This is a genomic window from Cellulomonas dongxiuzhuiae (assembly GCF_018623035.1).
Classification (GTDB): Bacteria; Actinomycetota; Actinomycetes; order Actinomycetales; family Cellulomonadaceae; genus Cellulomonas; species Cellulomonas dongxiuzhuiae.
In genome coordinates, this window is the sequence record NZ_CP076023.1 from 1,985,229 (window position 1) to 1,999,035 (window position 13,807).

11 protein-coding genes are annotated in these 13,807 nt (G+C 74.1%); 8 read left to right on the plus strand and 3 right to left on the minus strand.

What is annotated here, in order from left to right; genetic code table 11:
- Nucleotides 1–61: 61 nt before the first annotated feature.
- The 3 genes from aspS (at nt 62) to KKR89_RS08945 (ending at nt 3,508) form a co-directional block, all read left to right on the plus strand.
- Nucleotides 62–1,843 carry an aspartate--tRNA ligase gene (aspS, locus tag KKR89_RS08935; RefSeq protein WP_208195038.1) on the plus strand — a complete coding sequence of 594 codons (1,782 nt, stop codon included), beginning with the start codon at nt 62–64 and terminating at the stop codon, nt 1,841–1,843.
- Between the two features lie 14 nt (nt 1,844–1,857).
- Nucleotides 1,858–2,625, plus strand: coding sequence for a GNAT family N-acetyltransferase (locus KKR89_RS08940; RefSeq protein ID WP_208195039.1), 768 nt, complete (start codon nt 1,858–1,860; stop codon nt 2,623–2,625).
- A 103-nt stretch (nt 2,626–2,728) separates the two neighbouring features.
- Entirely contained in the window at nt 2,729–3,508 is a 780-nt protein-coding gene (locus KKR89_RS08945; protein WP_208195040.1) for an SDR family oxidoreductase, read from the plus strand.
- Between the two features lie 21 nt (nt 3,509–3,529).
- On the opposite strand, the gene KKR89_RS08950 is transcribed toward KKR89_RS08945, so the two are convergent.
- From KKR89_RS08950 to KKR89_RS08960, 3 genes are all read right to left on the minus strand, one after another.
- A complete protein-coding gene (locus KKR89_RS08950; protein ID WP_208195041.1) occupies nt 3,530–4,984 on the minus strand; it encodes a lipase maturation factor family protein in 1,455 nt (484 codons plus the stop codon).
- Between the two features lie 78 nt (nt 4,985–5,062).
- Nucleotides 5,063–5,476, minus strand: a complete 414-nt coding sequence (locus KKR89_RS08955; RefSeq protein ID WP_208195042.1) for a DUF2809 domain-containing protein — start codon at nt 5,474–5,476, stop codon at nt 5,063–5,065.
- Between the two features lie 23 nt (nt 5,477–5,499).
- Nucleotides 5,500–7,731 (minus strand): MMPL family transporter, encoded by a 2,232-nt coding sequence (locus tag KKR89_RS08960; protein ID WP_208195043.1) that lies wholly within the window; start codon nt 7,729–7,731, stop codon nt 5,500–5,502.
- A 108-nt stretch (nt 7,732–7,839) separates the two neighbouring features.
- Between KKR89_RS08960 and KKR89_RS08965 the strand changes: the two genes are divergently transcribed.
- The 5 genes from KKR89_RS08965 (at nt 7,840) to alaS (ending at nt 13,794) form a co-directional block, all read left to right on the plus strand.
- Nucleotides 7,840–9,249 (plus strand): replication-associated recombination protein A, encoded by a 1,410-nt coding sequence (locus tag KKR89_RS08965; protein ID WP_208195044.1) that lies wholly within the window; start codon nt 7,840–7,842, stop codon nt 9,247–9,249.
- 233 nt (nt 9,250–9,482) lie between these two features.
- Nucleotides 9,483–10,109 (plus strand): 30S ribosomal protein S4, encoded by a 627-nt coding sequence (gene rpsD, locus KKR89_RS08970; protein WP_191779370.1) that lies wholly within the window; start codon nt 9,483–9,485, stop codon nt 10,107–10,109.
- Between the two features lie 152 nt (nt 10,110–10,261).
- Nucleotides 10,262–10,627 (plus strand): DUF948 domain-containing protein, encoded by a 366-nt coding sequence (locus tag KKR89_RS08975; protein WP_208195702.1) that lies wholly within the window; start codon nt 10,262–10,264, stop codon nt 10,625–10,627.
- A complete protein-coding gene (locus KKR89_RS08980; RefSeq protein ID WP_208195045.1) occupies nt 10,624–11,007 on the plus strand; it encodes a hypothetical protein in 384 nt (127 codons plus the stop codon). The genes KKR89_RS08975 and KKR89_RS08980 overlap by 4 nt, the downstream gene beginning before the upstream one ends.
- 93 nt (nt 11,008–11,100) lie before the next feature.
- Entirely contained in the window at nt 11,101–13,794 is a 2,694-nt protein-coding gene (gene alaS / locus KKR89_RS08985; RefSeq protein ID WP_208195046.1) for an alanine--tRNA ligase, read from the plus strand.
- Nucleotides 13,795–13,807 lie beyond the last annotated feature (13 nt).

The following is a 13,807-nucleotide window of genomic DNA, read 5'->3' on the forward strand; positions in this document are numbered from 1 at the left end:
GGGCGCACCTATGATCGTCATGCGCCCACCCGGGCGCGGACCCCGACCTGAAGGACCTTCCGTGCTGCGCACCCACACCGCCGGCTCGCTGCGGGCCGAGGACATCGGCACCACCGTCACCCTCACGGGCTGGGTGGACCGGCGTCGCGACCACGGCGGGGTCGCGTTCGTCGACCTGCGGGACGCCTCGGGCATCGCCCAGGTCGTCATCCGTGACGAGGCCGTCGCGCACGGCCTGCGCGCCGAGTACGTGCTGCAGGTCACCGGCGAGGTCGGCCGACGCCCCGCGGGCAACGAGAACCCGAACCTGGCCACGGGCGAGGTCGAGCTCGTCGCGCACGAGGTCGTGGTGCTCAACGAGTCCGCCCCGCTGCCGTTCCAGGTCTCGGCGTCCGTCGACGAGCCGGTCGGCGAGGAGACGCGGCTGCGCTACCGCTACCTCGACCTGCGCCGCGCGGGACCGTCGCACGCGCTGCGGCTGCGCGCCCAGGTCAACCGCGCCGCGCGTGCGGTGCTCGACGAGCGCGGCTTCGTCGAGGTCGAGACCCCGACGCTGACCCGCTCGACGCCCGAGGGTGCGCGCGACTTCGTCGTCCCGGCCCGCCTCGCACCCGGCAGCTGGTACGCGCTGCCGCAGTCGCCGCAGCTGTTCAAGCAGCTGCTCATGGTCGGCGGGCTCGAGAAGTACTACCAGATCGCCCGCTGCTACCGGGACGAGGACTTCCGCGCCGACCGGCAGCCGGAGTTCACGCAGCTCGACGTCGAGGCGAGCTTCGTCGACCAGGACGACGTCATCGAGCTGGCCGAGGCCGTCCTGACGTCCCTGTGGGAGCTCATCGGGTACACGATCCCGACGCCGATCCCGCGCATGACGTACGCCGAGGCGATGCGTCGCTACGGCAGCGACAAGCCGGACCTGCGGTTCGGGCTCGAGCTGACCGACCTCACGGAGTACTTCGCCGCGACGCCGTTCCGGGTCTTCCAGGCGCCGTACGTCGGGGCCGTCGTGCAGCCGGGCGGTGCGAGCACGCCGCGGCGCGGGTTCGACGCGTGGCAGGAGTGGGCCAAGCAGCGCGGCGCCAAGGGCCTCGCGTACGTCACGGTCGGCGAGGACGGCGAGCTCGGGGGACCGGTCGCCAAGAACATCACGGACGAGGAGCGGGCCGGCCTCGCCGCGGCCGTCGGTGCGCAGCCGGGCGACGCGGTGTTCTTCGCGGCCGGCAAGGTCACCGACGCGCGGGCGCTGCTCGGTGCCGCACGCCTCGAGATCGGGCGCCGCGGCGGCCTGATCGACGAGTCCGCGTGGTCGTTCGTGTGGGTCGTCGACGCGCCGCTGTTCAAGCCGACGGGCGAGGACGACGACGTGGCGGTCGGCGGCGGCGCCTGGACCGCCGTGCACCACGCCTTCACGTCGCCGACGCCGGAGTGGGTCGACCGCTTCGAGGAGTCGCCCGGCGAGGCGCTGGCGTACGCCTACGACATCGTGTGCAACGGCAACGAGATCGGTGGCGGGTCGATCCGTATCCACCGCCGCGACGTGCAGCAGCGGGTGTTCGAGGTCATGGGCATCGGGCCGGAGGAGGCGCAGGAGAAGTTCGGCTTCCTGCTGGACGCCTTCGCCTTCGGCGCCCCCCCGCACGGCGGGATCGCGTTCGGCTGGGACCGGATCGTCACGCTCCTGACGCGCTCGGACTCGATCCGCGAGGTCATCGCGTTCCCGAAGTCCGGCGGCGGGTACGACCCGCTGACCGGTGCGCCGGCCCCGATCTCGCCCGAGCAGCGTCGCGACACGGGCGTCGACGTCAAGCCCAAGCAGGCGCCGAGCGCCGCCGTCCAGGACTGACGGGCAGGCCCGTGGTGGCCGCACGACTCCTCGAGCGACTCCCGCCCGTGCTGCGGGAGCGGCGTGACGTCCTCGACGGACAGGTCCGCTGGGCCGCCGCGTCCGTCCTCGCCCAGGACGACGCGGCGGTCGTCCTCGTCGTCGACTCGCCCGCAGGTGACCTCTTGTGGGCGCTCGGGGACGTCGACCAGCTCGAGCGGCTCGTGCCCGACGCCCTCGTCGCCCACGGCGGCGGGTTGTGGTGGGCCACGGTGCCGCGGGCTGTCGAGGTGCCCGCCGAGGCGCTGGACGTGGCCGGCATCCGGCGGCAGACCACCTGGGACCGCTTCACGACGGACGCACCGCCCCCGCAGCAGCCGGGGGAGGGTGCCGTGGTCGCGCTCGACCCCGTGCGTGACGCCGTCGCCATCAACGCCTGCCTCGACGTCGGTCACCCCACGACGCGCGACCGCCCCGGTGCACCGGACGACGCGGGGTGGTGGGGCGTGCCCGGCGAGGGTGGCGAGCTCCTCGGCGTGCTGGGCGTCACCACCCGCCCGGGCGGGGCGACGCCGCCGATGCACCTGCACGGTCTCGGCGTCGTGCCCGCTGCGCGGGGGCGGGGTCTGGGGGCCGCGATCACCGCGACGGCCGCGCGACGCGCCCTGCAGGCCGGTGCGCCGTGGGTCTCGCTGGGCATGTACGCGGACAACGTGCACGCCCGCCGGGTCTACGACGCCCTGGGGTTCCGGGTGGACGTCGAGAACGCGGGCTACGGACCACCGGGGGCCACCCACCCGTGACCCTGCCGCCGGCGGGACGCCCTCTCACGAGGTCGCCCGCTCGCCGCGCGGTCCGCGCGCGCCTTGGCTAGCGTCGGCGTGTCGGACCACAGGAGGGCGGACGATGACGCTGCAGGACAAGGTCGCGCTGGTCACGGGCGCGGGATCAGGCATCGGGCGGGCCACGGCGGTGCGCCTCGCGCAGGACGGGGCGACGGTCGTCGCGCTGGGGCACAGCCAGGACAGCGCGGACGACGTCGCCGAGGAGATCCGCGGCAACGGTGGCACGGTGCTCGCGGTCGCGGCGGACGTCGGTGACGCCGCCGCGGTGCGCGACGTCTACGCGCGGGTCGAGCGCGAGCTCGGACGACTGGACGTGGTCGTCGCGAACGCGGGCGTCAACGGCGTGTGGGCGCCGCTCGACCAGCTCGAGCCGGAGGAGTGGACCTCGACGCTCACCACCAACCTCACGGGCACGTTCCTCACCGTGCGTTACGCGGTCCCGCTCCTCGTCCGGCAGGGCGGTGCGGTCGTCGTCGTCTCGTCCATGAACGGCACCCGGACGTTCACGACGGCGGGCGCGTCGGCGTACTCGACGAGCAAGGCCGGGCAGGTCGCGTTTGCGCGGATGGCGGCGGTCGAGCTCGGCCCGCGCGGGGTGCGGGTCAACTCCGTGTGCCCCGGTGCGATCGAGACGAACATCCTGGACAGCACCGAGCAGCGGGACACCGAGGGCATCGGTGTGCCCGCCGAGTACCCGCAGGGCCAGATCCCGCTCACGGGTGAGGAGTCCGGGTCGTCGCGCCAGGTCGCGGACGTCATCGCCTTCCTGGTCTCCGACGCCGCGAGCCACGTCACCGGCACCGAGGTGTTCGTCGACGGCGGCCAGTCGCTGATCATCTGACGGCGCGCCGCCGCGCGCGGGTCACTGCAGGCGGGCGAGCCGCGCGCGGTCGGTCGCGTCGACCAGGAGGCCTTCGGCCTCACGGACCCACCGCTGTCCCGTCGCGCGCCGCTGCTCGCGGGTGGCGAACCGGTAGCGGTACAGGCGGGCGCGGACCCAGCGCGGCGGCGCGCCGTCGAACGGGTCGTGCGCGAGCAGGCGCAGCGTCGGACCGTCGGCGTCGAGCAGGCGGCCGAGGAACGGCACGAACCAGCGCAGCTGCGACGACGAGCCCAGCGCGAGGAACCACATCCCCCAGTCGAGGCGCAGGTGGTACGGCGCGTACTGGCGGGGGAGGCGACGCACGTCCGTCGGCTTGCCGCGGAACTCGTACTCGAGCCACGTCGCGGCCCCGGGGTCCGCATCGCGCGTGCCCTCCACGACCACCTCGGTGCGCCGCCGCGTGACGGAGCCGAAGGCCCCGTAGGCGTTGACGAGGTGCAGCGCGTTGAACGACGCGTTCATCGCCTGGTGGCGCGAGAGCAGGTTGCGCAGCGGGTGACGGCTCAGCCACACGCACAGCGCCGCCACCGCGAGCACGACGACCACGTACCAGGCCGGCGGGTCGCCGACAGGTGCGACCGGGCCGAGGTCGACGCCGACGAGCCCGAGCGCCCACCGCCACGACGCGTCGTCGATCGCGGAGCACGCCAGCACGATCGTGAGCCAGTTGAGCCACGCGAAGTTGCCCGACAGCACGAGCCACAGCTGGGTGGCGATCATGATCGCGGCGGCCGTGGACGCGACCGGCCCCGGCACCAGGAGCCCGAACGGCACCACCAGCTGCGTCACGTGGTTCGCCAGCACCTCGACCCGGTGCAGCGGGCGCGGCAGCAGGTGGAAGAGGCGGCTCAGCGGCCCGGGCATCGGCTGCGTCTCGTGGTGGTAGTACAGCGCGGTCAGGTCCCGCCACGCCCGGTCGCCGCGCATCTTGATGAGCCCCGCCCCCAGCTCCAGGCGCAGCACGAGCCACCACAGCAGCACCAGGACGGGCAGGGGCGGCGGTACGTCGTCGGACCCCAGGAACGCCGCGAGGAACCCCGCCTCGAGCAGCAGCGACTCCCACCCGAACCCGTAGAACACCTGCCCGACGTTGACGACCGACAGGTACAGCACCCACAGGACGGCGAACGCGAGCAGCGGCAGCCACGGCGGACCCTGCTGCGGCAGCCCGACGACGAGGGTCAGCGCGACGACGACACCCACCCACCCGACGAGCACCACGAGCCGGTCGCTGTACCAGCGGTGGAACAGGCTCGGGCTCGCCCGGAAGGGGACCCGCGCGGTGAACGCGCGCACGGGGAGCAGCCCTCGCTCGCCCAGCAACGGGCGGAACTGCTGGAGCACCGCGACGAACGCGACGACGTGGACGGCCGCGACGCCCCGCTGCACGAGCGCACGCGCAAGCGTGTACCCGTCCGCGTCGAACCACTCCATCCCGACCACCCCCGGCCTCGCCCCCGGGTCCAGGCTCGTGCAGGACGGCGCGGCCTGCCCGGCGACCGTCCCGGCGCGTCAGGTGGCCCGACGCGCCAGGGCGTCCACGGCCGCCACCGCGAGCACGCCCGCGAGGTACGCGAGCAGGTCCGCCGGCACGAACGTCGACCCCAGGGCGTAGGCGGCGGGCGGCCATGCCGCGACGACGGCCCCGGGGACGGGCGTGAGCTGGGCGAGCTCCACGGCGACGCACACCCCGAGCGCCACCGCCGCCGCACCGGTGACGCGCGCCGCCGGGACGGCGAGCAGGACCAGCAGCTGCACGAGCGCGGCGTACAGCGCACCCCCCGCGAGATCGGCGGCGAGACCGTCGCCGCGCGACACGGCGAGCCCCGCGACCAGCACCGCGAGGGCCGCGACCCCGAGCAGCGCCCGCCGCCGCGGCCGCCGGACCTCCGGCGTCGGGGCGTCGGACGCGGGCGACGGGTGCACCGGGGGACCGTACCCGGGTGCCGTCAGTGGAGGATCGCGAAGCGCCGGTACAGCCGGCGCAGCGGGCCGGGAGCCCACCAGTTGGCCCGGTCCAGGATCGTCATCGTCGCCGGGACGAGGAAGAGGCGCACCACGGTCGCGTCGATCAGCACGGCGAACGCGAGCGCGAAGCCGACCTGCTTGATGACGACCAGGTCACCCACGACGAAGCCGGCGAACACGACGATGATGATCGCCGCGGCGGACGTGATGATCCGCCCGGAGCGCTGCAGCCCCAGCCGGACCGCCTCGTCCGTGGGCAGGCCCTCGTCGTGCAGCTCCTTGACTCGCGAGAGCAGGAAGACCTCGTAGTCCATCGCCAGCCCGAACGCGAACGCGATGACCAGCGCCAGCACGTACGTCTCGATCCCGCCGGTCGACGTGAACCCCAGCAGCCCCTCGAGATGGCCGTCCTGGAACACCCAGACCAGCACGCCGAGCGAGGCCACGATGGACAGCGCGTTCGTGATCAGAGCCTTCACCGGGATCACGACGGACCCCGTCATGAGGAACAGCAGGAGCAGCGTGGCGACGCCCACGATCCCGAGCGCGATCGGCGCACGCGCCAGCAGCGCGTCCGTGAAGTCGATCTGCGAGGCGGCCTGACCCACGACCCACCGCTCGAACGGCACGTCGAGCCCGCGCACCTCCCGCACGACGTCGGCGGCCACCGGACCGCCCGGGTCGTCCGTGTCGGCCCGCACCCCGAGGACGACGTACGCCCCCACGGGAGTCGGCGGGTCGACGCCGACGACACCCGGCAGCTGCGCGATCTCCTCGGCCCACGCGGTCGCCTCCGGGAGGGACGCGGCCGTGAGGACCGTGACGGCCGGGGACGACGCCGCGGGGTAGTTCTCCTCGAGGTCGGCGACGTACGCGCGCTGGGTCGTGCCGGCCGGGAGCAGCTCGAGGCCGCTGATCCGCAGCTCCATCCGCAGCGCCGGCGCCGCCAGCAGCGCCAGCAGGGCCACGCACCCGAGCATCACCCACCACGGGTGTCGCTGCACGCGCCCGGCGAGGTGCGAGAACGCACCCTCGTCGTGCCGCACGTCCGACGCGCGGCGCAGACCCGGCACCCGGGCCAGCAGGCCCGGCTTCGCCAGGCGGCGGCCCGTCATCGTGAGCAGCGCCGGGACGAGCGTGACCGCCGTCGCGACGGCCACCAGCACGACGGCCACCCCGCCCGCCCCCACGGCGCGCAGGATGTCCGGGCGGAACACCAGCAGGCCGGCGATCGAGACGGCCACCGTCACGGCGGAGAACACCACGGTGCGGCCCGCGGTCGCCATGGTGCGCTCGACCGCCGCGACGACCGCGCCGTCACCACGGCGCCGCCGGCTGCCCGCGCCGTCGTCGGTCCCGACGCTGCGGTGCAGCTCCTCGCGGAACCGCGAGACGATCAGCAGGCCGTAGTCGATCGACAGACCCAGCCCGAGCACCGTGACGACGTTGACCACCGACGCGTCGACGTCCATCACGTACGTCAGGGCGAGCAGGGCGCCCAGCCCGCCCGCGATCGAGGCGAGCGCACCCGCCATCGGCATCGCCGCGGCGAGGAAGCCCCCGAACACCACCACCATGATGAGCAGCGCGATCGGCAGCGCCACGACCTCACCCGTGCGCAGGTCGTCCTCGACCTGCTGCGTGATCTCGTCGACGATGAGGTGCTCGGCGCCCACCACCCCGTCCACGTCGGGCGCCACGGCCGCGAGCTCGCCCGGCACCTCGAGCAGCCGCTGCTCCACCGCGTCGAGCGCGGCCCCCTGGGCGTCGTCGGACAGGTCCGGCGCCAGCTCGACGACCACGAGGAACCCCTCGCCGTCACGGGCGAGCAGCGGCGCGGACGCCGGGTTCTCGACGCCGCCCGGCAGCACGAGGGGGTCGATGACGGACGCCACGCCCTCGATCGCGGACAGCTCCGCGCGTACGGGCTCGAGCGCCGGCCCCAGCTCAGGGTCCGCCGGGTCCAGCCCCGACAGCACGAGGTTGACGCTCGGCCCCGTCGTCCGCTCGGCGGCGAGGATCTCCTGACCGCGCGTCGACTCGGTGCCCGGCACCCCCGGCGACCCGGTCGCCACCCGGTCGAACAGGTTCTCGCCGTGCAGCCCCTGCACCGCCAGGACGTAGCCGAGGACCGTGAGGACCAGCCACACGACGACCGTGGACCGCGGGTGGTGGGCGACGGTGCGACCCAGGCGTGCGAACACGCGGGTCATGCTCGCAGGTCCCGGGGGCCCGGCGCACGTCACGGCGGCGCCCGGGTGGTCGCGCGCGCCCGTGACCGCAGGACCGACCCGTCGCAGGCGGCCCGTAGGCTCGCAGGCATGGACCTGTTCGACGCGGTCTCCTCGACCGCGCACGGGCTGCCGGCCCCCGCCGCCGGAGCCCCGCTCGCGGTGCGCATGCGCCCGCGCACCCTCGACGAGGTCGCCGGGCAGGGGCACCTGCTGGTGCCCGGCTCCCCCCTGCGCCGCCTCGTCGAGCCCGCCGAGGAAGGCGCGCGCCGTGCCGTGCCGTCCTCCGTCGTCCTGTGGGGCCCGCCCGGCACGGGCAAGACGACGCTCGCCTACCTGGTCGCCAGCACGTCGGGACGCCGGTTCGTCGAGCTCTCGGCCGTCACCGCCGGCGTCAAGGACGTGCGCGCCGTCGTCGACGACGCGCGCCGCCGGCTCGCGGCCGACGGGTCCGAGACCGTCCTGTTCATCGACGAGGTGCACCGCTTCACCAAGGCCCAGCAGGACGCCCTGCTGCCGAGCGTCGAGAACCGCTGGGTCACGCTCGTGGCCGCCACCACCGAGAACCCCTCGTTCTCCGTCAACTCGCCCCTCCTGTCGCGGTCCCTGCTGCTGACCCTGCAGCCGCTGTCCACCGACGACGTGCGCGTCCTCGTCGAGCGTGCGGTGCGCGACGAGCGCGGCCTCGCCGGCTCGGTCACGCTCGACGACGACGCCCTCGACCACCTCCTGCGCCTCGCCGGTGGCGACGCCCGCAAGGCGCTGACGATCCTCGAGGCCGCCGCGGGCGCCGGGCTCTCGGAGCGCGGCCCCGCCGCCGGGACCGCCACCCCGGTCACGATCGACCTGGCCACCGTCGAGCGCGCGATCGACGTCGCCGCCGTGCGCTACGACCGCGACGGCGACCAGCACTACGACGTCATCAGCGCGTTCATCAAGTCGATGCGCGGCTCCGACGTCGACGCGTCCCTGCACTACCTGGCGCGGATGGTCGCCGCGGGGGAGGACCCGCGCTTCATCGCCCGGCGCATCGTCATCGCCGCCGCCGAGGACGTCGGCATGGCCGACCCGAGCGCGCTGCAGACCGCGGTCGCCGCCGCACAGGCCGTCGCTCTCATCGGCATGCCGGAGGCGCGGATCATCCTCGCCGAGGCGGTCGTGCACCTGGCGACCGCTCCCAAGTCCAACGCCGCCTACGTCGGGATCGACCGCGCGCTCGCGGACGTGCGCGCCGGACGCATCGGCACCGTCCCGCCGCACCTGCGCGACGCGCACTACGGAGGCGCCCAGGGACTCGGGCACGGCAAGGGCTACCGGTACGCGCACGACGCTCCGCACGCGGTCGCGACGCAGCAGTACCTGCCGGACGAGCTCGCGGGTACCCGGTACTACGAGCCGTCCGACCGGGGCTTCGAGCGTTCCGTGGGGGAGCGGCTGACGAGGATCCGGTCGATCCTCGACCCGTCCGGCGGCGGGGATCCCGGGGGCGGACCTGCCTGAGGACGCGTCGGCGGCTGATCCGAGCCCGTCCGTCAGGTAGTATCGACCGGTCGTCCGCCGTTGCGCGGACGGCAGCAGTCAGCACCTGGGGCCCTAGCCCGCGGCACCGACCGTCCTCATGACGACCGGGTGGCCGCACCGTGGTCGGCCCCACGCCCGCCGGAGACCTTTCCGTCCGGACCTCGTCCGGAGCGCGGGTGTGCTCGTCCATCGACACGACAGGAAGTACCACTGTGAGCAGCGTGACCCGTTCGCGTCGCCAGGTCCGCCTGAGCCGCGCGCTCGGCCTGGCCCTGACGCCCAAGGCCGTCAAGCACTTCGAGAAGCGTCCCTACCCGCCCGGTGAGCACGGCCGCGCCCGTCGCCGCACCGAGTCGGACTACGCGGTGCGTCTGCGCGAGAAGCAGCGTCTGCGCGCCCAGTACGCGCTGCGCGAGAAGCAGCTCGCCAAGGCGTACGAGAACGCCCGCAAGGCCCCGGGCCTGACCGGTGAGGCCCTCGTCGAGGACCTCGAGACGCGTCTGGACGCGCTCGTCCTGCGCGCCGGCTTCGCCCGCACGATCCTGCAGGCGCGCCAGACGGTCACGCACCGTCACGTGCTCGTCGACGGCAAGATCGTCGACCGTCCGTCCTTCCGCGTGAAGGAGGGCCAGACGCTGCAGATCAAGCCGAAGTCCCAGGCCACCGTGCCGTTCCAGGTCGCCGCCGCCGGCGCTCACCGCGACGTGCTGCCGAACGTGCCGGGCTACCTCGAGGTCCAGCTCGAGAAGCTCAGCGCCACGCTGGTGCGTCGCCCCAAGCGCGCCGAGGTCCCCGTGACGTGCGAGGTCCAGCTGGTCGTCGAGTACTACGCCCGCTGACCCACCCCACGAACGCCCCGCCGCGCACCATCGCCGGCGGGGCGTTCGTGCGTCCGGTGCGCACGGCACGCGCGTCGTCCGGGCGTGGCGCCCGGGTAGGGTGACGACGTCCGATCACGGACCAACACGCAGCTGGAGAGAGGTCGGGCATGGTGTCGATCGGTGACGTCGCGGGACTCATCGCAGCAATCGCCTTCGTCGGTCTGGTCGGTTTCCTCGGGTTCGTGTGCCTGAAGGTCGCGGCCGTGCTCGAGGAGACGCGCAGCTCCGTCAAGGAGCTGACGGACCACACGGTCCCGATGCTGGACGAGGCCGCGAAGGTCGTCGCGTCGTCCGCCTCGCAGATGGACAAGGTCGACACGGTCACGACCGCAGCGGCCCAGGTCGGCGAGAACGTCTCCGCCCTGTCCTCCCTGGTCACGGCCACGGTCGGTGCGCCGCTCCTCAAGGTCGCGGCGTTCTCCTACGGCGTGCGGCGGGCCCTCGCCGGCCTGCGCACGGGCGGCACGGGCCGATGAGGCGCCTGTTCTGGGTCGGCGTCGGCGTGGCGCTCACGGTCGTCGTCGTCCGGCAGGGTCGTCGGCTGGTCGCGCAGTACGCACCGGCCGGCACCGGCGACGCGGTCGACGGCGCGGTCCGGGTCGGTCGCGCGCTGCGAGCCGCACGGGACGACTTCCGCACCGGCGTCGCCGAGCGCGAGGCCGAGCTGCTCGAGGCCCTCGTCGGTGACGTCGACATCGACACGGTGCGCGCGAACGCGCCGCGGCACCGCGCCGAGCTGCGCGAGACCTTCGGCCGGCCCGCCCAGGACGGTCTCGCACGTGACCTGTCCGCCCGCGGCTGGGCGGACGAGCCGCTCACCGACCCCGACGACGACGCGCAGGCCCCGTTCTTCTGAGCGGGCCGCCGCGCACCACCCGGGCCCGCGTGCCCGGACCCACCCGAACCATCCGCCGCCGCCGTGCGGTGGACCGCACCTGACGAGGACGACATGCGCACCGCCGAGATCCGCCAGCGCTGGCTCGACTACTTCGAGACCCGGGGCCACGCCATCGTGCCGTCCGTGCCCCTGATCTCCCCGGATCCGTCGATCCTGTTCACGATCGCCGGCATGGTGCCGTTCATCCCGTACATCCTGGGGACGCAGGAGGCGCCGTGGCCCCGCGTGGCCAACGCGCAGAAGTGCATCCGCACCAACGACATCGAGAACGTGGGCCGCACGACGCGCCACGGCACGTTCTTCCAGATGCTGGGCAACTTCTCGTTCGGCGACTACTTCAAGCAGGGCGCCATCGAGCTCGCGTGGGGCTTCCTCACCGGCTCGCAGGCCGACGGCGGGCTCGGGCTGGACGGCGACCGGTTCTGGGTGACGATCTGGAACGAGGACACCGAGGCGGCCGACGCGCTCGTCCGCGTCGGCGTGAACCCGCAGCACATCGTGCGTCTGACGCGCGAGGAGAACTTCTGGGACACGGGCCAGCCCGGCCCGGCGGGCCCGTGCGCCGAGTGGCACTACGACCGCGGCCCGGAGTTCGGCCCCGAGGCCGAGGGCGGCACGGTCGACCCCGGTGGCGACCGGTACCTCGAGATCTGGAACCTCGTCTTCGACCAGTTCGTGCGCGGCGAGGGCCGCGGCAAGGACTACCCGCTGCTCGGCGAGCTCGAGCGCAAGGCCATCGACACCGGGGCCGGGCTGGAGCGCATCGCCTACCTGCTGCAGGGCAAGAACAACCTGTACGAGACGGACGAGGTCTTCCCGGTCATCGAGCGCGCCGCCGAGCTCACGGGGCGCCGCTACGGCGCGGGCGGCGAGGACGACGTGCGGCTGCGCGTCATCGGCGACCACGTCCGCTCCGCACTCATGCTCATCGGTGACGGCGTCACGCCGTCCAACGAAGGCCGCGGCTACGTGCTGCGCCGGCTCGTGCGCCGCGCGGTGCGCTCGATGCGCCTGCTCGGCGTCGAGGAGGCGGCGCTGCCCCAGCTGCTGCCGATCAGCCGCGACCTCATGAGCGCGTCGTACCCCGAGATCGCGCGCGACTTCGACCGCATCGCCCAGGTGGCGTACGGCGAGGAGGAGACGTTCCTGCGGACCCTCACGGCGGGCACCACGATCTTCGAGGGCGCGGTCAGCCGCGCGAAGGCCGGCGCGGGCGACGGCGACGCGGCGCTGACCGGCGAGCAGGCGTTCGCGCTGCACGACACCTACGGGTTCCCCATCGACCTCACGCTTGAGATGGCGGCCGAGCACGGCGTCAGCGTCGACGAGCAGGCCTTCCGCACGCTCATGCAGGCGCAGCGGGACCGTGCGCGCGCCGACGCGCTGGCCAAGAAGACGGGCCACGCAGACACCAGCGCGTACCAGCAGCTCCAGCAGTCGCTGAGCAGCGAGCACGGCGCCCCCGTCACCTTCGTCGGCTACACCGACACGACCGCGCGTGCCAAGATCGTCGGCCTGCTCGTCGACGGCGCGCCCGCCCCGGCGGCGACCGCCCCCGCGCACGTGCAGGTCGTGCTCGACGTCACTCCCTTCTACGCCGAGGCCGGCGGCCAGCTGGCCGACACCGGCACGATCACGCTCGAGAACGGCGGCATCGTCGAGGTCGACGACGTGCAGGCGCCGGTCAAGGGGCTGTCCGTGCACCACGGCCGCCTCGTCGACGGCACCGTCACGCTCGGTGACCAGGGCACCGCGACCATCGACACCGCGCGCCGTCGCGCGATCGCGCGCGCCCACACCGCGACCCACATGGTGCACAAGGCGCTGCGCGAGGAGCTCGGCGACAGCGCCACGCAGGCGGGCTCGGAGAACGCACCCAGCCGCCTGCGGTTCGACTTCCGGTCCGGCGCCTCGGTGCCCGCGTCCTCGCTCTCGCAGATCGAGGGCCGCGTCAACGAGCGGCTGCAGGACGACCTCGAGGTCACGGACCGCACGATGGCGATCGACGAGGCCCGCGCGCTGGGCGCGATGGCGCTCTTCGGGGAGAAGTACGGCAACCAGGTGCGCGTCGTGTCCATCGGCGGCGACTGGTCACGCGAGCTGTGTGCCGGCACGCACGTGCGGCGCTCGGGCGAGCTCGGCCTCGTCACGCTGCTGGGGGAGTCGTCCATCGGGTCGGGGGTGCGCCGCGTCGACGCGCTCGTCGGGGACTCGGCCTACGGTTACCAGGCCAAGGAGCGCGCGCTCGTCAGCCAGCTCTCGGGGCTGCTGGGGGCGCGCCCGGACGAGCTCGGCGACCGCGTGTCGTCGCTGCTCACCCGCGTGCGCGAGTCGGAGAAGGAGCTCGCGGCGCTGCGCCAGGCACAGGTGCTGGCGGCCGCGGGTCAGCTCGCCGCGGGTGCGGAGCAGGTCGGCACGGTCCGGGTCGTCGCGCACGACGCGGGCGACGTGGCGGCACCCGACGACCTGCGCACCCTGGCGCTGGACGTGCGCGGGCGGCTGGGGGAGTCGTCCCCGGTCGTCGTGGCCGTCGGCGGCGTGGCCAAGGGCCGTCCGGTCGTCGTGGTCGCGACCAACGCGGCCGCGCGCGAGGCCGGCCACCGGGCGGGCGTGCTCGTGCGCACCGCCTCGGGCGTCCTCGGCGGCGGCGGTGGTGGCAAGGACGACGTCGCCCAGGGCGGCGGCACCGACGCGGCCCGACTCGCCGACGCCCTCGCGGGTGTCGTCGCGGCGGTCCGTGGTTGACGCCACGCCGCCG